The sequence below is a fragment of the Limihaloglobus sulfuriphilus genome (assembly GCF_001999965.1).
Taxonomy (GTDB): Bacteria; Planctomycetota; Phycisphaerae; order Sedimentisphaerales; family Sedimentisphaeraceae; genus Limihaloglobus; species Limihaloglobus sulfuriphilus.
Genome location: NZ_CP019646.1, coordinates 1,433,760 through 1,453,901 on the forward strand (window position 1 = coordinate 1,433,760; position 20,142 = coordinate 1,453,901).

At 45.2% G+C, this 20,142-nt stretch carries 16 protein-coding genes; 3 read left to right on the forward strand and 13 right to left on the reverse strand.

Annotated features, from left to right (window positions below; translation table 11 throughout):
- Window positions 1–5: 5 nt before the first annotated feature.
- From SMSP2_RS14825 to SMSP2_RS05510, 5 genes are all read right to left on the reverse strand, one after another.
- A complete protein-coding gene (locus tag SMSP2_RS14825; protein WP_186804883.1) occupies window positions 6–152 on the reverse strand; it encodes a hypothetical protein in 147 nt (48 codons plus the stop codon).
- A complete protein-coding gene (locus SMSP2_RS05495; protein WP_146684822.1) occupies window positions 152–865 on the reverse strand; it encodes a M48 family metallopeptidase in 714 nt (237 codons plus the stop codon). The genes SMSP2_RS14825 and SMSP2_RS05495 overlap by 1 nt, the downstream gene beginning before the upstream one ends.
- A gap of 1 nt (window position 866) precedes the next feature.
- The gene (locus SMSP2_RS05500; RefSeq protein WP_146682994.1) at window positions 867–3,914 is read right to left on the reverse strand and encodes a type I restriction endonuclease subunit R; all 3,048 of its coding nucleotides are present in this window, start codon (window positions 3,912–3,914) and stop codon (window positions 867–869) included.
- Complete coding sequence (locus SMSP2_RS05505) at window positions 3,911–4,813, reverse strand: restriction endonuclease subunit S (RefSeq protein ID WP_257787942.1); 903 nt, start codon at window positions 4,811–4,813, stop codon at window positions 3,911–3,913. The genes SMSP2_RS05500 and SMSP2_RS05505 overlap by 4 nt, the downstream gene beginning before the upstream one ends.
- A 160-nt stretch (window positions 4,814–4,973) precedes the next feature.
- Window positions 4,974–5,951, reverse strand: coding sequence for an IS30 family transposase (locus SMSP2_RS05510; RefSeq protein ID WP_146682996.1), 978 nt, complete (start codon window positions 5,949–5,951; stop codon window positions 4,974–4,976).
- Window positions 5,952–6,085: 134 nt separating this feature from the next.
- Here SMSP2_RS05510 and SMSP2_RS05515 point away from each other — a divergent pair, with 134 nt between their 5' ends.
- Entirely contained in the window at window positions 6,086–7,267 is a 1,182-nt protein-coding gene (locus SMSP2_RS05515) for an ISL3 family transposase (RefSeq protein WP_222566413.1), read from the forward strand.
- Between the two features lie 5 nt (window positions 7,268–7,272).
- On the opposite strand, the gene SMSP2_RS05520 is transcribed toward SMSP2_RS05515, so the two are convergent.
- The 3 genes from SMSP2_RS05520 to SMSP2_RS05530 all read right to left on the reverse strand — a co-directional run bounded on the left by SMSP2_RS05520 (window position 7,273) and on the right by SMSP2_RS05530 (window position 11,973).
- The gene (locus tag SMSP2_RS05520; RefSeq protein ID WP_146682998.1) at window positions 7,273–7,596 is read right to left on the reverse strand and encodes a restriction endonuclease subunit S; all 324 of its coding nucleotides are present in this window, start codon (window positions 7,594–7,596) and stop codon (window positions 7,273–7,275) included.
- Complete coding sequence (locus SMSP2_RS05525) at window positions 7,587–9,980, reverse strand: type I restriction-modification system subunit M (RefSeq protein ID WP_146682999.1); 2,394 nt, start codon at window positions 9,978–9,980, stop codon at window positions 7,587–7,589. The genes SMSP2_RS05520 and SMSP2_RS05525 overlap by 10 nt, the downstream gene beginning before the upstream one ends.
- Window positions 9,981–10,512: 532 nt before the next feature.
- Complete coding sequence (locus SMSP2_RS05530; protein ID WP_146683000.1) at window positions 10,513–11,973, reverse strand: tyrosine-type recombinase/integrase; 1,461 nt, start codon at window positions 11,971–11,973, stop codon at window positions 10,513–10,515.
- Between the two features lie 239 nt (window positions 11,974–12,212).
- On the opposite strand from SMSP2_RS05530, the gene SMSP2_RS05535 reads away from it, so the two are divergent.
- Window positions 12,213–13,520, forward strand: a complete 1,308-nt coding sequence (locus SMSP2_RS05535) for a transposase (RefSeq protein ID WP_146682385.1) — start codon at window positions 12,213–12,215, stop codon at window positions 13,518–13,520.
- A 600-nt stretch (window positions 13,521–14,120) separates the two neighbouring features.
- Complete coding sequence (locus SMSP2_RS05540; RefSeq protein WP_146683001.1) at window positions 14,121–15,380, forward strand: alkaline phosphatase; 1,260 nt, start codon at window positions 14,121–14,123, stop codon at window positions 15,378–15,380.
- A gap of 6 nt (window positions 15,381–15,386) precedes the next feature.
- Here the strand turns inward: SMSP2_RS05540 and SMSP2_RS05545 are convergent, their stop codons facing one another.
- The 5 genes from SMSP2_RS05545 to SMSP2_RS05565 all read right to left on the reverse strand — a co-directional run bounded on the left by SMSP2_RS05545 (window position 15,387) and on the right by SMSP2_RS05565 (window position 20,119).
- Window positions 15,387–16,163 (reverse strand): prephenate dehydrogenase/arogenate dehydrogenase family protein, encoded by a 777-nt coding sequence (locus SMSP2_RS05545; RefSeq protein WP_146683002.1) that lies wholly within the window; start codon window positions 16,161–16,163, stop codon window positions 15,387–15,389.
- Window positions 16,160–17,215: a prephenate dehydratase gene (gene pheA, locus SMSP2_RS05550; RefSeq protein ID WP_146683003.1), complete on the reverse strand. Its 1,056-nt coding sequence runs from the start codon at window positions 17,213–17,215 to the stop codon at window positions 16,160–16,162. The genes SMSP2_RS05545 and pheA overlap by 4 nt, the downstream gene beginning before the upstream one ends.
- A 52-nt stretch (window positions 17,216–17,267) precedes the next feature.
- The gene (locus tag SMSP2_RS05555) at window positions 17,268–18,284 is read right to left on the reverse strand and encodes a chorismate synthase (RefSeq protein ID WP_146683004.1); all 1,017 of its coding nucleotides are present in this window, start codon (window positions 18,282–18,284) and stop codon (window positions 17,268–17,270) included.
- A 67-nt stretch (window positions 18,285–18,351) separates the two neighbouring features.
- Window positions 18,352–19,605: a 3-phosphoshikimate 1-carboxyvinyltransferase gene (gene aroA, locus SMSP2_RS05560; protein WP_146683005.1), complete on the reverse strand. Its 1,254-nt coding sequence runs from the start codon at window positions 19,603–19,605 to the stop codon at window positions 18,352–18,354.
- On the reverse strand, window positions 19,583–20,119 hold the full coding sequence (locus tag SMSP2_RS05565) for a shikimate kinase (protein ID WP_146683006.1): 537 nt from the start codon (window positions 20,117–20,119) through the stop codon (window positions 19,583–19,585). Before SMSP2_RS05565 ends, aroA begins: the two co-directional genes overlap by 23 nt.
- Window positions 20,120–20,142: the final 23 nt, after the last annotated feature.

The following is a 20,142-nucleotide window of genomic DNA, read 5'->3' on the forward strand; positions in this document are numbered from 1 at the left end:
GAGCCTCAATTATTATCAGAAAAATGTTTCAGAACTGTAGGTGCAATGCTTAACATCGACAGTGATTTACCATCAGCTCCATCTACTTTTCCATAACCCGTTGTTTGATTAGTTCTTGCTTCTTGTTCTTTTTGGCTTTTCTTTGCTTCCATTAGTATTTCCAATCAATATGACTAACTGGATATCGGTTCAAATCATCTTTATACGAACGCCACTGGGGTAGAAAATGGTCCATATAATCAACAAAACGGCTATTATGATGTCTCTCCAAGAGATGGGTCATCTCATGGACAAGGATATATTCCAAACAATGCAAAGGTTTTTTAGCCAGCTCCAGATTAACCCATATACGCCTCGCATCAACATTGCAGGTTCCCCATTTCGTCTTCATTTTCTTAACCCTGCACTCTGCAACCCTGACAGGTATTTTCTTTTCCAGTTTTTCGATGAGTTCAGGCAGCATCTCCTTCAATTTCTGGCGATACCATTCTTCTAAAACAGCATGTCTTTTTGGCGTATCGGTATTTGGCCGCACATACATTTCAAGGGTTTTGTGTTTAATTTCAACCTTCGGCGGAGCATCGTGTTCTATAATCTTCAACAGATACCTCTTGCCCAGAAAACGGTGGCTTTCTCTTGAAATATACTCTCTGGGAGCCTCTCTTTTTTGATTAACAAGTTTAGCCTGCTGTTTTTTTATCCAGCCCAATTTGGAAATAGCAAAGATACGTATCGTTTCCAGGTTCATCCTCAGAGGTGCGGATATATGAACCCTGCCGGTAGGCGGATAGACGCTCAAGTGCAGGTTTTTGATATCCTTCTGCACCACATCTACATCTATATCGCCAAGCCTTATTATATGCATCTCAGTATTCATGTTGCTCTACAGCTATTCCAAAAATCCGCTCTACCTCATCTTTGTCCTGTAAAATCTTATACAGTTCTGCCTTTATCTCGTTTTCTTTTGGCTTATCACCCCGAAAATCAGCTCTTTTTGTTCGCATAATGGCATCATGTATTTGAAGAGCCAGTTCTGCGTTCTTGCCCAGATTATTATACAAAGCCCGTTGGGCATTGGTTTTTATAATCGAAGGAACAGAATCACTGCTGGGCTTATCCACATTTTTCGCCAATTCAGCTATTTTTTTCAGATATTCCTCATAGATGATAGCCTTGTCTTTTCTTTCCCTGATAATCTCTTTTAAAAGCTCCGACATACGCTCGTAGTATGCAGGGTCAACTACTTTTTTCTCAATAATTTTCTTCCTGACGTTGTTTTCTATCGTCTCTGCTACAGCGTCCCTGTCACCCCTGATACCCTTTGGAAGGCTGCTAACAGCATCAGCAATCCCGCTGTTCACAATGATGTCAATTAACGTCATATCTCCGAACGGTGAGATTTCCCTCGAATCTTCTGCCTGTATAAAAGTATCTATCATATGACGCATATCCGCCTCATACGGCTTCATATCAAGCGTTTCTCCGCTGGCATTCTTGATTTCATCTCTCAGGTTCAGATAGAAATTAACCCTCTCATTTATATCTTTGATTTCGCTTTCAGTAAATCCTGCCTCTTCCATTTCCGCGGATATATTGGCGTATGCCCGTATCAAAGCCGCTGCCATCTTGTATAACATATTCCTTTGAACTTCTGTATTCTTGAGTTCGTCCTCGTTTTCAGGATTCCCGCAGAAATAGCGTATATATGCCAGTGAATCTTTGGGCGGCTCTACAGGCTCACACAGCATATAAATCTCTTCAAGGGCGTTATCAAGCCGCTCCTTTCCCTTCTCTAAGCGGTCTTTTAACAGAACATCCACATCTTCCTTCTCAAAATCATCATAGTCAAGCTCAGAAGTATAGACCGAAACCGCATCCTCGACCTTTCTGAACAAATCCTTATAGTCAACTATATATCCGAATTCCTTATCTTCGCTGTCAAGCCTGTTTACCCGGCAGATAGCCTGGAACAGCCCGTGGTCCTGCATACTCTTGTCGATATAGAGATAGGTGCAGGGCGGAGCGTCAAAGCCTGTGAGGAGTTTATCGACGACGATAAGCAGTTTCATATTGGCAGGTTCTTTTATGAACTTTGCCTTGGCCTTATCTTCATACTTCTCTGTCGATGTGCCCCCGAGCAGTTGAGTATAGGTATTATACATAAACTCTTTTTCCGTCTCGGTATTTTCTCCTGTATCCTCTGTAGTTATATCCTGTGTATTGGGTGAATAGGAAGTTATCAGGGCACACTTATCCTTCATCTCGGTCTTCTGAAATAGTTCAAAATACCGGCACGCCTCATAGATACTGCCTGCCACCAGAATAGCGTTGCCAAAGTCAGAGTTTAAACGCGGCTTGACATTAAAATCAAAAATAATATCGCTTACAATCTTCTCTAATCTCGACTTGCCGCTGAGCACCCTCTGCATCGTGCCCCATTTCTTCTTGAGCTCTGATTTCTGAAAATCGTTAAGACCCCTTGTCTTTACCTCAAACCATTCATCTATTTTATCCTGTGATGTTATCTTCTGGTCGATATCCCTGGCCTCATAGACCAAATCCAGAACGACCTCATCTTCAACCGCCTCATTGAATTTATATGTATGGATATACCTTCCAAATACCTCAAGGCTGGTCTGTTTGCCGCTTTTGAGCAGCGGAGTCCCCGTAAAGCCGATAAAAACCGCACTGCTCAGCATAGCCTTCATGGTCCTGTGAAGCTTGCCGTTATCCTCCTTATCGGTCTTGTTGGTCCTGTGACACTCGTCAACAAATACAAACAGTTCACCCGCAGCGATTGAAGGAGATTCTTCCAGCTCTTTAACATACGCCTTGAAATCATTTACATCCTTCCTGCCGAACTTATGAATCAGCGAGCACAGCATCCGGGGCAGCGGCTGTTCAAGCTGTCTGATTAAATCCCTGCCGCTGCTGGTTCGAACTATTTTTTCTCCGGCTTCGTTAAAGACCCTTTCAATCTGTTTGTCCAGCTCATCCCTGTCTGTTACTATCAGAACCCGGGCATTTGGATTGTTCTCAAGTATCCACTTGGCAAGCCAGACCATCACAAGGCTCTTGCCGCTTCCCTGCGTATGCCAGATTATACCGCCTTCACGCCTTTTTACGTGCTCCTGAGAAGCCTTTACCCCGAAATACTGATGCGGGCGGCATATCTTCTTTTTCCCGCCGTCAAAGAGGATAAAATCGCGGATAATTTCCAGAAAACGTTCTTTATCGCACATTTTAAGCAGGTATTTGTCCAGCAGGTTCTCTACATCGCCGTCTTCCTTCCACTTGAGATAATACTTCTCGGGAGTCCCAATCGCCCCATACCGCAGGCCCTGCGTATCATTACCGGCAAAAATCAGCTGAACGGTCGAGAAGAAGGGCTGAATAAATTCCCTGCGTTGGTTGACAATATTCTGGCGAATTCCATTGCCAATCGAAACTGTGCTGCGTTTGAGTTCCATAATCCCCAGGGCGATTCCGTTTACATACAGAACAATATCAGGCCTTTTGTCGTGCATTCCATAGACTGTAACCTCCTCGGCGATGGCAAACTCATTCTCCAGCGGATTCTCCCAGTCAATCAGGTGGACTGTTTCGGTATTCTCTCCGGCATGAGCCTTTACCTTTACGCCGTATCGAAGCAGCTGATAAACATTACCGTTGGCTGCATACAAGCCCTCGCTAAGGTTGTTAGCCGCCTTGTTTAATTGGTATAAAGCCTTCTTTACAAGATTATCGCCGTATCCCCTTTTATCCCTCAAATATGCAGACAGGATACCCTCTTCGATATTGCTGTTATTGGCACGGTCATGCCAATCGCCAAGATACGAATACCCAAGCGAGTCCCCAAACAACCTGACCACACGGTTCTGCGTCTTACGCTCTATCTGTCCAACATCATTCATACTAACCTCGTCTTGCCTGTTAATAACTCCTGCATCATTCCCTGCTTAATCGATTTATATTTATCACGTTTCTGCTCTAAGGTTTCGATTTCTGAATCCATATCGTTTAGAACTCGTGCGATGGCATTTTGTTCTCCCAATAAAGGAAAAGGTATAATCGTTTTTTTTGCACCTGTTATAGTATATGTTCCAACTGTAGTCCCTGCAGAAGCGTCCTCTATTTGTTTCGTTATTAGTTTGGTAAGATAAAGTTGCTTCAAATAATCAGCACTAACTTTGCCAGAGTTCTTGAACCAAATAATATTGCCATCTTTAAAATAGAATTCGTGGTCTCCAAGAGCTACATAAGTTTTCCCTAATGTTCCAACACCTGTCACTAACATATCCCCTGGCTTAGGAACGCCATAAACTTTTTTATAGCCTCGATACATTTCCTCACTAATAAATAGTTCATTCTGAACAGTGCCACACTCTCCTAAAACAGCTAACTCTCTGGCTCTATAAAATGGTATACCTTGTGATTTCCATTCACTTTGAAAAACTCTCTTGCTTGATGTAATATCAAAAAGTTCTCCAAGTTGTTTCACATCCCAATCTTCAGGAATAACACCAATCTCGGTCTGCTTATACCCCTTTTTCTTCTCAAACCCCGGCAGTCTCTTTTTGCCTGTCAGCAGTTCCTGCATCGCACCCTTCTTGATGTTCCGTTTTTTTTCTATCAGCCCATCCAACGCAGATATAAGCTCGTCAACATCTGACAAAGCACCGGCAATGGCCTCCTGCTCTTCTTTGGTGGGGAGGGGGATTTTAAAGCCATGAATATCATTTCTATTTAAAGTTGGAACACCGGAGCCTGTCCCAAATCTTTCAAGTTTTAGCGATGTATATAAATAATAAATGGCTCCTCACATAAATTTGTGCAGAAAAATTTGATATAGCATATGTTAACACTTGTTATAATGATGATTTAGAACAATGTTATAGCAAGGGAAAACATATGCTGCTTAAAAGAATACGCGGATTCAACTCCCAAGTGCAATTAAGTTAAATCCTGTTTTGTTATCCTGTTAGTTTTTTCCTCTTATAGAATACTTCATTTGGGGTTAAAAATCCAAGAGATTTTCTGGGTCGATTATTCAGTCGATTCATTATGTGCTCAATCTTCTGATTGGTCAGCATTCGGATGTCACTTCCTTTTGGTACATACTGACGGATCAAGCCATTGGTATTCTCATTCAAGCCCCGCTCCCATGCACTGTAGGGATCGGCAAAGAAGACCTTAATTTTAAGGTTATGGGCAATAGATTCATGGTTTGAAAATTCTTTGCCATTGTCCACTGTCAGTGTATAGGTTCGTCGGGGCAGCGTGCCGATCAGGGCGATAATGGTCCGTTCAACCGCTTCGGCGGTATAACGATCTACCTTACCGATCAGCGTCAGCTTGCTTTTGCGGTCAACCAGGGTTACCAGGGCTCCCTGATGGTTTTTCCCCACGACGGTGTCGCCTTCCCAGTCCCCGATGCGGTTTTTTCTCTCTACAACCGGTGGGCGTTTTTCGATACCAACCCTGTTTTTGATCGTTCCACGCCGGTCCCGGCTGTTTCTTCGTTTTCTTCTTTGTTTGGTCCCGGCAATCCGCAGATGGGTATACAGGGTTTCTCCCCGGGCTTTATCCTGCCAAATGTGCTGGTAAATCCGCTCATGACTGACGGCCGGCCCCTGCCAGTGGGGATCGGTTTTCATGCGTTTTGCGATCTGCTCCGGCGAATGTTGCTGCCGGAGGCGGGATTCAATGTATTCTATCGTCTCCGGCTTCATTTTGACTGCTTTACGGGCGGCCATCCGTCGATATAAAGCCTTTTGCTGGGCCTGCTTAGGGCGATAGCCCCGCAGACCTGTATTGCGGGCCAGTTCCCTGCTGATCGTGCTGGGAGAAACGCCCAACGCCGCAGCTATTTGTTTTTGTTGATTTCCTGCTTGCTTCATGGCATATATTTCGATACGATCGTCTTCGGTGAGCTGCTTGTACGCTCTCATAAGTGTTCCTTTCGTTGAGGTCACCATAATTCAGTGAGAGAGTATACCAGCTCACCACAATTTTGGCGACTTAATTGCACTTATGAGTTGAATCCGCTATACTAAAAAAGACATTAAAAGTCAAGAGACATAAAGTGGTAAAAGTCGATTATAGTGACAATCAGCTCAACTTTTATTTAGACGTTCACAAACGTCGTCGGTTGCCTTGCGGCACCTGTCAGACGCTCGCTCCGCAACGTGACCGGCTTCCGCAACGGCAGATTAAGCATGTTCCGTTATGGGGCATACCAGTGATGCTGCATTACCGTCCGGTTCGTGTCAGCTGTCCCAAATGCGGTGGGCCGAGGGTTGAGGACATACCCTTTACCTCAGGTAAATCACGTATGACAAACGGATTGGTCTGGACCTTGAGCAGTATGGCGAAATTGCTGCCCTGGCAGACGGTTTCTCAGATGTTTAATGTCAGCTGGAATACGGTTCAGTCTGCGGTAAAGCAGGCAGTTGACTACGGCATGAAACACAGGGATACAGGAAAGGTCATTTATATTGGCATTGACGAAGTATCCCGCCGCAAGGGTCATACGTATATGACGGTGGTGTACGACCTGGAAGAAAAACGCATTTTATGGAGCGGCCAGGGCCGGAAAAAAGAGACGCTGGAGGCGTTTTTCAAAGAACATGGAAATTCGTTAAAAGGCAGTTTAAAGGCGGTTTGCTGCGATATGTGGCAATCGTACATTGATGTTGTAAAAGAGCATGTTGACGAGGATGTTGTTCTGGTTTTCGATAAATTTCATATCGTACAACATTTGAATCAGGCTGTCGATGAGGTACGCAAACAGGAAGCTATCACGCTCAAAAAAGACAACCCCGAACTGCTTAAAAAAACGCGATATATCTGGCTGAAGAATCCTGAAAACCTTACAGACAAACAGCGTGCACGTCTGGGGTATCTGGAGAAGCTGAATCTTAAAGTCAACAGGGCTTATTTATTGAAAGAATCCTTTCGTGATTTTTGGGATTACCGCTACCCTGCAGCTGCCAAAAAATATCTTGCAAAGTGGTTCTGGTGGGCCACCCACAGCAGGCTCGAACCATTACGTGATTTTGCCTGGATGCTCAGAAAACATCAGCAAGGTATCATAAATTATTTCAAATGCCGAGTTACCAATGGAGTCACCGAAGGTATGAACAATAAAGTTAAAACAATAGTCAAAAGATGTTATGGATTCAGGACAATCCCGACGCTGCAGTTAGCCTTATATCACTGCCTTGGAAAGCTGCCTGAACCTGAAAATATGCACAAATTTGTGTGAGGAGCCTAATAAATAAACAACGGAACATTTTTTTGAAAATCCGTAACCCATAAAGAAGTGTTATGTGGCCAATAATTTTCATTAATAAATGTAACCTTTCCTATTGTGCCTGAGCGACCCGTTACGACACCCGGTGCTCTGACTTTATACTCTATATGGTAGTGTTCTACTCCATTTGAATAAACGACTGGAAACTCCCCTTTTTGTAATTTAGTGTTTGGTAAATCAAACCCCCTTTGTAAAGGGGCAATATGTTTAATTTCCTTAACATCCCAATCCTCGGGAATTACTCCCACCTCTGTCTGTTTGTATCCCTTCCTCACTTGCATACAAACCCCATCTTCTCAAGATGAGCGGCCACCCTCTCTTCCATCTCTGTAACGGCTGAGTTGTGCATTGGCAGGGATGTTTCATAACGCTCTGCCAGCTGCCTGATACGCTGAGTAAGACGCTGGCTGATTCGGTCCATCTCCGACTTGACATTCCGCTCAATGGCCGCCATCCACTTATCATCAACCACCAGCACCTTGATTTCATCCTCTGTAAGCGTTTTATACCTGGCAACCACCTTTTTATCCAGTTCTGCCTTTGCAATCTTGATTATCTTGTTCAGGGCAGCCTGCTGCATATTCAGCTCCAGATATTGCGTTAGAACCTCTATCTCTTCCGCAGAATCAGGGTCATCTTTGATTTCCTTTGCTCGTTTCTGGACATTACCCTTATTAATCTTCTCAAGCATGGAAAAATACCCGTCTTCTCCTCCATACTCTTCTGTAATCTCTGTTATTTGAGCGGCAAGAGCCTCTTTTTGAACTTCCAGACCTTCAATAGTCTTTTTTTCCTCGGGGAAGTATCTGTCAATAACCAGATATACCGGCACTAAATCGCATTCAAACGTCTTGCCCTTATCGCCATAGCTCAACTCTGCCTTCCAGCCGAGACTTGAGATAATATAGCAGTCATCCTGCATAACCTCGGCCCAGTAGTTCATCAGATGCTGATACACATCATACTTGTCTATGAGGGCTTTACCCGTAAAAGATGAGAGGATATCCTCAGATATCGTATAAATGATTTCTTTGGGCTTGTTATCGAGCCCCAGCCCCTTGAGCAGCCTGAGAGTCCTCTCTTTCCATGTGTCAAAAACAGCGTCAATCTCCTTGCTGAAGGCGGTAAATTCAGGATGGCTCAAGATTTTCTGCTTGATTTTCTCCTTCTTAACCTTAAGTTTTAATAATCCCTTTCGCCCTCTATTTGAAAACAGCTCTTTTTTAAGCGTTGGATAGACCTTCCAGTAGTCCTCCAATGCGTCAATATCTTCTTTTGGAATACCTCCAGATAGATGAGCCTCGATATTCTGGGTATCTTCCGGCTCCTGGCTGTCGATATAGCGTGGGATATTGAGGTTGAAATCATTGGCTTCGATTTCAGATACCGGCACCATACGGCTGAATTTGTCAAGCTCGGTCTGCTTATTGAATACATCCACAATTCTGTGTATATCCTGCTCCCTGAGCCTGTTCTTGTTGCCGTCTTTGATAAACCCCTTCGAAGCGTCTATCATAAAGATACCCTTGCGATGCTGGGCGTTCTCTTTATCGATAACGATGATACAGGCTGGGATGCCCGTTCCAAAAAACAAGTTGGCTGGCAGACCGATGATACCCTTGATATAGCCCCTGCGTATCAGATTTGTCCTGATTTGGGCTTCGGCATTGCCCCTGAACAATACGCCGTGGGGAAGAATACAGGCACCCTTACCCCGGCTCTTTAGCGATTTTATTATATGCAGAAGAAATGCGTAATCACCGTTCTTTGACGGCGGAATGCCGTAGTCCTTGAAACGGCCATAGATATCATTAACCGCATCTACACCGTTACTCCATGACTTATAGCTGAATGGGGGATTAGCGACGACATAATCAAAGGTTTTGAGCCTGTTATGCTCATCTGTGAACAGGGGATTGGCAAGGGTATTACCCTTTTTTATGGTCTGAACGGCGGTGGCGTTGTTATGCAGAACCATATTCATTCGAGCCAGACCCGCCGTTGCGGTATCATTTTCCTGCCCGTAGATGGAGAGTCCTTCTTCAGTCTCATCAGCGACCTTGAGCAGCAGAGACCCCGAACCGCAGGTGGGGTCATATACAGTAGTTGTCCTGCCGGTTTTCGCATTTACGCCGATAACCTTGGCCATGATACGGCTTACCTCGGCTGGCGTGTAGAACTGCCCCTTGCTTTTACCGCTTTCGGTAGCAAAATGACGCATAAGATACTCATAAGCGTCCCCAAGGATATCATCGCCGCCGGCACGGTTTTTGGCAAAATCAAGGGCGGGGTTTTCAAAAATGGCTATAAGATTGGTTAGTTTCTTGACCATTTCGGAACCGCTGCCGAGCTTGTCTGCACTGTTGAAATCGGCAACTGTGATTGTGCCGGTAAGATTGTTGGCCTCGGCTATCCTGCCGATAATTTTCTTATTTATGTCATCGCCGATGGTAGATTTGCCCTTCAGGGCCGCCATATCCTTGAAACTTGCCCCCTCTGGGACGGTAATAGGAGCGAAAGGAACCCCTGCGTATTTGTCGGATATATACTTGATGAACAACAGAACCAGCACATAATCCTTATACTGGCTGGCATCCATACCTCCCCTTAACTCATCGCAGCTTTTCCATAATGAGCTGTATAATTCACTCTTTTTTATCGCCATTCATTACTCCATAAATATATTAAATTATGACTATATGAAAGGGGATTTTAACAGATAAACATACCTAAATCAATAAGCAATAGATATTTACCCCTCATATTTTTCACTGCTCCGGCAAGGTCTGTATATCATATTTGAAACCTCTCAAAATATTCTTAAATATTCTATCAAGAAGGGCTTAGGAGGGACATGAGAACCAGAGGTCGGTTCCACCCTTGTACTAGCTAACATAATAGCAGAAATTTGATATTTGTCCAGTTAAAACTATCTTTTACAACTGAACCAAGATATTTAAACCCCTTCCTGAACCATAAATCCTTTTAAAGTTGTTAATTTTCTAAACAATTCAGGTATCTTTTTCTTTTAAAAAAGAGATAATTCACTACAAAAGAATAACTTACAAATATAATAACAGACATATTTTTTTTGATTCTGCCAGCCCTCCTGCCCTGATATTTGAAAAAAAGGCTCCTGGGCTGTAAAGTGGAGATATTGGGCTGAAAAAAGAGCAACTCTGGGATGAGAGGAGGGCTCAATTTTCAAAAAAGGCTTTTTCAACTTTTATGCAAGCATCTTTGAGCTCGTTATGAATCCTTCTATGGCTATATCTCTCTGAAGTTTTACCTGTGCTATGCCCCATAACCATATTTGAATGGTAGAGAGATACTCCACACTCATTTGCAAGAGTTTGAAAAGTATCTCTTAATTGATTAAACTCTACATTTAATAAATTACATTCTTTCCTCAAAATATACAACCTTGTCCTCAATCCGTGTCCGTCTTTATACTCTCCTCCATGAGATGCTAAAAATAATATATCAGAATTATCTTTTCTGGTATCTAAATAGGCTTTTAAATCTTTTACTGTCCTGTCCCAAAGATAAGCAAACTTTTTACATCTGCCTACCTTGTTTCTCTGTGTCATCAGAGTTTGTTCGTCTAAATTTATCTCAGAACGCTTGAGCCGTGAAGCCTCTATGAGATAAGTTCCTGTGTTAAGACATAACATTAGTAGAGCTTTTAGTTGTATATCACCTTTTTTATCAGCAGCATTATAAAGTTTAATAAAATTCTTTTTAGATACTACTTTTGCAGCAATTGATTTAGATACATTAACTTCTAATTTTTCCCATTTATCAAAGTGTAGTATAACTTTTTGCAGTATAGTAGTATCTTCATAGTTTTTTAAAGAGCCTCTTAATATTTTCAATACTCTACTTTTGTGATGATGAATGGTTTTATCACAATAGTTCTTTTTGTTAAGATACTTTTCAAATAGTTTAATGTCATATAAAGAAATTTGTTCTAAATACTCTTTTCCTATTAAAGATACAAAAGTATCCCAATCTTTTTTTGTCTTTTTCTTTTCGTCTGAACTTTTACCATCTATATAACTTTTAGAGTTTTTGTAGTTATCCCAAAGTTCTGATAACTTAATGGGATTTTTATTTACATAATCGTAGAAAAAATTAAAAGCATCAATGCCTGTTTTCTTAGATAATTCCTGGGGATTTTGAAGTTCATCTTTGAGCCACTGTATATGCTCCTCCTCTGAAATATCAGCTACTATTTTTTTATCTATTTTACTTATTCCTCTTTTTTCAATTTCTGATGCTACTTGCTTCGGGTCATATTTGTTGTTTATAACGATTTGGGCAAGTTCTTCTAAATCTGCTCCTTCTAGAATCTTTGTTACATATTTTGTTTTAACAGTGCCTTCTTTTATCTCTGTTTGAAATACCTTTTCTTCTTCTCCTTTTAGTTCTTTTATAACTGCTCTGAATTTCAGAACAGCATTACCCAAATCAGATTTTAACCATACTCTTTTACTTCTTTTTGCATTATCCCCAGCAAATTCTTTTGGAATCATCATATAATAACTTTTGTTTTTAGTAGCATAAGATAAACCTATTTCTCTTCCATCTATAATATCTTTTACTTCCTTGTTACCATATATAACATACTTAGCTTGTTTTCCTGTTTTTCTTGCCATGATTATATACTTATTGAGCTATTCCGTTTGTTTGTAAGTTGTTGAGCGGGTGGATTTAGCAACGGCAGTGAAACCGATTTTCCCCCTTTTTCTCTGGCTTCAGGCCTGATTCGAGCGAAAAAAACATTAAAAAACCTCAAATTGCCCCCATAGAAAAATGGTAAATCATTTTGCATGTGATATAATATAAGACATTAAACCAAAAGAACTTATATTATATTCTACAAAAGGATTTACCAATGGCTAATATACCACAACCCAGCTTGTTTTGCTACCAAAATGTTGAAAATCTCGGAGATTTAGAGCGGCTCGACCTGTTACTCAAGACGCTCGACGATGAACAACTAATGCAAACACTCGAAAAACGCCGCGGCAATGGACGTGATGACTACCCGATACGGGCCAGTTGGAACTCAATGCTTGCCGGCATCGTATTTGGGCACAACACCATCGAAGCTCTTCGCCGGGAGCTTTCTCGCAACGGTCAGCTCAGGGATATCTGCGGTTTTGATCCTCTCAAAGAGCACCCGGTACCATCATCAAACGCCTATACCAACCTGCTCAAGTCGCTTATGGAGTATCCGGCAGAAGTAGCCGGTATTTTCCAGAATCTTCTGGAGTGTCTTGCCCGGGAACTGCCCGGCTTTGGTCAGCGTATAGCGATTGACAGCAAAGTCATCCAGAGTGCGGCAAACTCCGGTTCAGAAAATAAGCCTGACGGCAGAAGGGATACTGACGGCGGCTGGGCAACAAAAACTTACACAGATAAAAACGGTAAGATTATCAAAAAAACAACGATATTTGGTTACAAGGTTCATCTGGCAGTGGATGCCAATTATGAACTGCCGATAGCACGTATCGTAACGCCGGGTAATGACAATGATATGTTAGAGGCGTACAATCTGGTTGACGCCTGTCCCTCAAAGGCTCTTGAGAAGTGCGAATATCTCTCGGCAGACAAAGGCTATGATTGCGGCGATTTCAAGCTATGGTTATGGAAGGAGCACGATATACGTGCTGTTGTTGATACTCGCAATATGACGCAGTTGGAACATAGCCCGGTTGAAGGCCTTGACAGGATATATTACAACCAGCAGGGTGAGGTGTTCTGCAAGTGCTGCAAGGGGGGAGAACTCAACAAGATGTGCAACAGGGGTTTTGAGAAGGATAGAGACAGTATCAAGTTCGGTTGCCCGGCACACCATCAAGGGCTGACATGCCCCGCATCAGGGAGTTGTCCAATTGGCAAGAGTATCAGGATCGGGTTGGAAAAAGACCCGCGTATCTTTATGGCTTTGCCGCGGGACAGCTATAAATGGAAAGACGAATACAAAAAACGGACTTCTGTCGAGAGGGTCAACAGTCGGCTCGATGTCTCCTTTGGTTTTGAAACTCACTATATTCGAGGCCTTAAAAAAATGCAGATGCGAGTAGACCTGGCACTGATCACGATGTTAGGCACGGCATTGGGGTACGTGAAAACCAAGCAGCCGCACTACATACGCTCACTGGTTAAATCAGAGTCGATCAAAATATCAGCCGCATAACAACGCAAATACAAACCAACAAACTACCTGCCACACTATCGGTGCGCCTAAAATCACACGACCAGAAGAAACACACACCAGGCTCGCCCCGACTGCTCCCCCAAAGCACGCCCGCAAGCCGAGGAAACGCCGATTAATCCGCATTAACCTACTGGGTATCAATAGTATTTTGTGGCAAATTTTCTGAAAAGCCTTACAAACGGAATTGCTCTTATTTTAATATTGATTTCTGCTCAAAGATTAATTAACTTTTACACTTGAATTATAACCTTTTTTGAGCTAAAAACAAGGATTAAATGTGCTAAACAATGTGCTAAAAATGCAATTAGAGAACATTAGACCTACACACTCAAGGGGTTCGAATCCCCTTGGGGTCATAAAACAGCCTTTACAATACTGTAAGGGCTGTTTTTTTTGCTCTGACACACATTGACTATAGTTAAACTTCCAACCTTTCGCTCCCACAGAAAAAAATGTCCTGATTACTATATACATTTGTTTGATATTATTTTTATTCAGTATATGATTAAAAGACTTTTGATTTCGGCAATACTGTATAAGCAATATACATTATAAAACTTTTAAACAGGATTAAATAAAATGAATACAGCTTTCACGAAAAGACTAACAGCTCTGCTGCTATTCTGCCTCGTCTCCGCCGCGTTCTGTCAACAGGACCTTAATTTCAATTACAGGGACGAGGTTAAAGACGTATCTGATATCAGCTTTTATCAACCCTCACCGACAGACACCCAATACCCTGTAACCACTGAATCAGAAAAGGTTAAAAACGTTATCCTGCTGATAGGCGACGGAATGGGGCTCTCCCAGGTTCGCCTTGCCGCACTCAAAGCCGGCGGCACCGACATACGGCTTTATATGGAAAAGATGCCTGTTACCGGTATTCTGACAACAGAACCGCACGGCAGATTTATTACCGATTCTGCCGCCGCGGCGACCGCGATTGCCTGCGGAATAAAAACTACAAACGGAACTCTCGGCCAGGACCCGGACGGCTTGAAATATTTCTCCTTCGCAGAGCTTCATAAGATTCGCGGCGGCCGCTGCGGACTTGTTGCTACAAGCGAACTGACCCACGCCACACCTGCCGGTTTTGCTTCTCACGTTGAAAGCAGAGGCATGGAACGGGCAATTGCCGTACAGATGATAGAAAACGGCTTTGACGTGCTTTTTGCCGGCGGAAAACGGTATTTTCTGCCCAAATCTGATGAGAAAAGCAATAGAGAAGATGACAGAGACCTGATAAAACAGGCGCTGAATTCCGGATATGTATTTATCGAACATCGCAATCAGCTCAGAAATCTTCAACCCGGCACAAATAAGGTACTCGGGCTTTTCAGCAACCATGCCATGACAACCTTTGCCCCTGAACCGACAATATCGGAAATGGCCAGAACAGCCATCAAAGTCCTTTCAAATAAAAACGAAAACGGGTTTTTCCTAATGGTTGAGGGAAGCCAGATAGACTGGGCCGGCCATGCCAACAATGTGGAGAATATCATAAAACAGACTCTCGAGTTTGACATGGCAGTCAAGGAAGCCCTTGATTTCGCCGTAAAAGACAAAAACACCCTTGTACTGGTTACTGCCGACCATGAAACCGGCGGACTCGTGGTTACCGGCGGCAGCAGCAGTGAAAACCTCGCCGTCGAATGGGCAACCAAGTCCCACTCCGCATCTCACGTGCCGCTGTTCGCATACGGACCCCAGGCCCTGAATTTTACCGGCGTTTATCACCATACCGATCTCGCCGCTAAAATAGCCGAGATTATGGGCATAGAGAATTTCCCGCGTACCATGCAGAAGCAGCCGGACAAGACCGAACTCGCTGCCGAATAAACCAGTCTAAAAGTCTATATTGTCACGGAGCTTGTCGAGGAACTCAACCATCACCTCATAGTCCCTGCCGCGTATGATGTGGGTCAGGTATGACAGACGCTGGTTGATCTTCTCGATCTGCTCAATCGTGCCGGCATTAAACAGAATCTCGGCCAGCAGATAATCATCCTCACTTAAAAGCCCCTTGGCTATCTCATGGTGCCTGCGGAACGTCGTACCAGGGGCGTCCTGCTTTTTCATGCACGCCGCGAAAACCAGCGATGACGTAAACGGTATCGAAAGGCTGTAGGATATTGTCTCATCATGCTCTGCGAATGAATATTCATATATATTCAGCTCGAGTGACTCGAAGAATTCACGGAAAAACTTTTTGCCCTCTTCGTCTGATTCTGTGATGATTACGGCGTTTTCGTCCTTTAGATTTCTGATATTGGCGAATGTCGGGCCGAACATCGGGTGAATAGAGACGAAACGCAAATTGTGCTGTTTGTAATACTTGTCTATATCGCCCTTTACTGACATGATATCTACAAATATACAGTCATCGCGAACCAACGGTATTATCTGGTCAAATGCTTCTTTTGTATGACGAAGCGAGACGGCATTTATCACCATATCAGGGTCAAACTCTTTTAACTGACTCATATCTGTGAGCCGCTGTACCTCGATGAAAAACTTCATCTTTTTACGGTCAAAGTCGTATATAGCGACCTCATGATCAAGACAGAACTCCTCTGTCAGCCATGCTCCCATTCGGCCTGTTCCGAGTATAAAGATTTTCATAATGCCACCTTCTCGTCATAACAGCCCAGGAACCTGTAGTGATGGCAGCTTTGCTCTACCTGCTCAAGTATGCCGGCCACCTCGGGGTCGTCGATAGAGCCCTCAAAATCGAGGAAAAACGCAAACTCGCCCGGCGCATCCGGCATTGAATCGATTCTGGTAAGGTTGATATTCTTCTTTGCAAACAGCTCGAGAACTCCAAAAAGAGCGCCGGCCTTGTCCGGAGTGGCAAAAACTATCGAGCACTTGGAGCCGTGATTTTTGTTAGCGTCTCTGGATATAACAACAAAACGTGTCTGGTTCGTATCCAGATCCTCAATCTGCTCCTGTATGATACTCAGGTTATAAAACCTGGAACTTAGCTTGCTTGCGATAGCGGCTGTCGCGGCGGGCCGCTCTTCTGCGAGGATTCGTGCGGCTCCGGCAGTGTCATAATGCGCCACCGGCTCAAGGTTGTGCCGCTTGAGGTACTCTCTGCACTGTGTCAGCGCTTGCGGGTGTGAATACACACGCCGTATTGCCCGGTAATCAGTCCCCGGAACAGCAAGCAGGCAATGATTTATCGCCATCTTGACTGCGCCGACTATATGCAGGTCAGACTTGATCAGCTGGCCGTTCACCGCGCCGACCATACCCCCGAGAGTGTTCTCCACCGGAACTATACCGTAATCATAGACTCCCTGTTCTACGCCGCTGAAGACATCGGCGAATTCATGGCAGGGCATGGGTGCGAGTTTGGGATCCCAAACCATACATGCACTTTCGCTGTAAGCCCCGTGCTCACCCTGAAAAGCGATAACAGGGCCGATTGACTCCTGAATATTTTTACTCTCCTTAAGTATAAGGGAATAAACATCTTTTATAAAATCACTACGCAGCAAAGCACTCTCGCACTGCGAAAGCACTTCAAGAATCTGCTTTTCCCGCTGTTCGTCAAAGGTCGTTTCCTTGAACGTCATCGCGATACGGGCGCTTTCCATACGGTTTTTCAGCAACTGCACAATCTGGCAGTCAAGCTGATCAATTTTCTGTCTGATTTCGTTTAAGTCCATATTATTACCTTTCTTCTAATATTACCGGCCGCATATTTCATCGGCACACTTGTCATTGTTTGTACGAATTATCCTGACCTCTAAACGCCTCTCCGGCTTTTCGGGTTAGTATCATGTCCGCCATGGTTATCGCGGCGGCAGCCTCTATCACCGGAACAATCCTGACAGCAATACACGCATCATGTCGGCCGTGCACCTCGAGTGTCTCCATGCTGCCGGTCGTAAAGTTCATGGTGGTCTGGGGCTTTGCTATGCTCGATGCCGGCTTGACAGCAACACGGAAAATTATATCGTTGCCGTTAGTTATGCCGCCGTTGATGCCGCCGGCATGATTGGAGAGCGTACGGCCCTGCTGGGAACAGAACGGATCATTGTGCTCGCTTCCGAGCATCATTGCGGCATTAAAACCGGTGCCGAATTCAATCCCACGGGTTGCAGGCACCGCAAAGATAAAATGCGATAGCCTGGCCTCTACCGAGTCGAAGAACGGCTCGCCAACACCTGCCTCTATACCTGTTATAAGGCACTCGATGAGCCCGCCCACCGAATCGCCTGAATCCGCTGCCTTGGCGATAGTCTCGTCAATTTCCTCACTGCCGCCAACCTGCACAAGACGCGCAGAGGCTTTTGCGGGGGCGATAATTTTTTTTGCTACAACGCCGGCCGCGACGATTCCCACTGTCAGCCGGCCGCTGAAATGGCCGCTGCCCCGCATGTCCGCGAAACCGCCGTATCGCTTATACGCACTGAAATCGGCATGTCCCGGGCGGGGGATGTCCCGAAGGTTGTCATAATCGCTGCTGCGGGTATTGGTGTTCTCAAATAGTATTGTTATAGGGCTGCCGGTTGTACAGCCGTTTACAACGCCGCTGACGATATTCGGCGAGTCCGGCTCTCTGCGGGGGGTTGTGCCTTTGCCTCCGCCGCCCTGCCTGCGGGAGAGATCATGCCGAAAGTCCGCTTCGTCAATCGCAAGCCCCGCAGGGCAGCCGTCAATGCAGACACCAACCTTTTTGCCGTGCGATTCGCCAAAAATACTTATTCTGAATATTCTGCCAAAACTGTTCATAATCTTTTTTTTCTTGAATTTTATCAGACTGATCTGACCGATCCGACCGATAACTATTGCCTGTTGCCTAATGCCTAATGCCTATTTTCCCAAACTGCTCAAAAAAGCCCGGCCACGATTTCGCGGCGCATTCGGGATCTTCTATTTCTACCATTTCACCTTCAAGCCCGCAAGCATACGCCGCCGCCGCCATTGCAATACGGTGATCCCCGCAGGCATTTATCCTGCCGCCGGTGCCCGTTCCGCCGATGATGTACATGGTATTGTTTTTTAAAGATATTTCCACACCTAAACGGCCGAACTGCTCCTGAAGCACTGCCGCCCTGTCGCTTTCTTTGTGTCGAAGACGGGATACGCCGGTAATCTCCGATACGCCGTCGCAGTGTGCCGCCAAAGCCGTCAGCGGCGGAAACAGATCCGGGCACTCTGTCGCATCAAAACTGAAGCCCTTAAGCCTGCCGCGTGATGCGGTTATTTCTCCGGCATCTGCGTCAATATCAATATTTGCACCTGCCGCTTCTATTGCCTGCAATACCGCGATATCGGCCTGTTTGGTATCTGTTCGCAGCCCCGCCGCGGTTACCGGCCCGCCAAGAGCACCGGCAGCAAGCACAAACGCCGCGCCGCTCCAGTCGCCCTCAACGGTATAGTCGCGGCTTTGGTATTTCTGGCCGCCCGGAACGATAAACCGCGTATATCCCTCACGTCCGTATTCGATGCCGAAAGCATCCATCACCTGCAGCGTCATATCAATATACGGTTTGCTGGCAAGACTGCTGACATTTATCACCGAGTCGTGCCGGGCCCTTGCACAGGCAATCAGCAGTCCGGAGAGCAGCTGTGAGCTCATTGACGCATCTAGTGTTACTTCGCCGCCTTTAAGCGGGCCTTTGACTGTGATGGGCAATAAGCCGTTGTTGGTCGAGACCCGGGCGCCGAGTGCCCGCAGCGGTGATTCAGCCATTGACATGGGCCTCTTTGTCAGCCCGCCCGAACCGGTCAGCGTAACCTCCGTATCAAGCAGTGCCGCAATCGGCGTGTACATGCGGATACACAGCCCCGCCTCGCCGCAGCAGAGCTCTCTTGACGGGGCTTTGAGCCCGCCTGTGATCAGAACGCTGTTATTGGCCGGCGTGGAGACTTCCGCACCAAGCGAAGAGGCTACATCCATTCCAGCCACGCAGTCATCACAGAGAGAGATGTTCCGCAGGCAAGACCGGCCGTCACACAAAAGAGCCGCCGCGACGGCCCGCTGCATCATGCTCTTGGACGGCTCAACCATTACGCGGCCTTTTGCCTTAGCTGTTTTTAAGCATATCATATATTTCCCGGGCTGTTGTCTCAATATCTTTGTCACTTCTGTTAATTACAACATCCGCCGCCTGTTTGTACAGAGGTTTGCGTTTCTCATACAGCTCTCTGGCAAAATCAGACGAATCCTCGCGGTCAAGCAGCGGCCTGCTGCCGCTCTGTACCCTCTCAAGACAAACGTCGATATCCTGTTCGAGCCAGACGACTTCAGCGTGCTTTGCAAGTAATTGCCGGTTACGCTCTGAAATAACTATACCGCCGCCGCACGAGAGTATGACACCCCTGCCGCTGGTAAGATAATCCTCCATCAGCGACGATTCAAGCCGGCGAAAATAATCCTCACCGTGCTCGCGGAAGACAGAGGGAATATCCGTCCCGCTGCGGTCTTCAATGATGCTGTCCAGATCTACCAGCTCGCGGTCGGTCAGCTTTGCCAGCTCAGTACCAACGGCGGTCTTGCCGACACCCATAAACCCGATAAGGGCAATGGGTCTTTCTGTAATGTTATGTTTTGATTTTTGCATAATGTTTTAAAATTATCAGACTG

Excerpts from the sequence above, each read along its gene's own strand:
- SMSP2_RS05495 (WP_146684822.1), bottom strand. The coding sequence starts at position 865 with ATGCATATAATAAGGCTTGGCGATATAGATGTAGATGTGGTGCAGAAG.
- SMSP2_RS05540 (WP_146683001.1), top strand. The coding sequence starts at position 14,121 with ATGAATACAGCTTTCACGAAAAGACTAACAGCTCTGCTGCTATTCTGC.
- SMSP2_RS05530 (WP_146683000.1), bottom strand. The coding sequence starts at position 11,973 with ATGGCAAGAAAAACAGGAAAACAAGCTAAGTATGTTATATATGGTAAC.
- SMSP2_RS05555 (WP_146683004.1), bottom strand. The coding sequence starts at position 18,284 with ATGAACAGTTTTGGCAGAATATTCAGAATAAGTATTTTTGGCGAATCG.
- SMSP2_RS05510 (WP_146682996.1), bottom strand. The coding sequence starts at position 5,951 with ATGAGAGCGTACAAGCAGCTCACCGAAGACGATCGTATCGAAATATAT.
- SMSP2_RS05565 (WP_146683006.1), bottom strand. The coding sequence starts at position 20,119 with ATGCAAAAATCAAAACATAACATTACAGAAAGACCCATTGCCCTTATC.
- SMSP2_RS14825 (WP_186804883.1), bottom strand. The coding sequence starts at position 152 with ATGGAAGCAAAGAAAAGCCAAAAAGAACAAGAAGCAAGAACTAATCAA.
- SMSP2_RS05500 (WP_146682994.1), bottom strand. The coding sequence starts at position 3,914 with ATGAATGATGTTGGACAGATAGAGCGTAAGACGCAGAACCGTGTGGTC.
- pheA (WP_146683003.1), bottom strand. The coding sequence starts at position 17,215 with ATGGACTTAAACGAAATCAGACAGAAAATTGATCAGCTTGACTGCCAG.
- aroA (WP_146683005.1), bottom strand. The coding sequence starts at position 19,605 with ATGATATGCTTAAAAACAGCTAAGGCAAAAGGCCGCGTAATGGTTGAG.
- SMSP2_RS05520 (WP_146682998.1), bottom strand. The coding sequence starts at position 7,596 with ATGCAAGTGAGGAAGGGATACAAACAGACAGAGGTGGGAGTAATTCCC.
- SMSP2_RS05535 (WP_146682385.1), top strand. The coding sequence starts at position 12,213 with ATGGCTAATATACCACAACCCAGCTTGTTTTGCTACCAAAATGTTGAA.
- SMSP2_RS05525 (WP_146682999.1), bottom strand. The coding sequence starts at position 9,980 with ATGGCGATAAAAAAGAGTGAATTATACAGCTCATTATGGAAAAGCTGC.
- SMSP2_RS05545 (WP_146683002.1), bottom strand. The coding sequence starts at position 16,163 with ATGAAAATCTTTATACTCGGAACAGGCCGAATGGGAGCATGGCTGACA.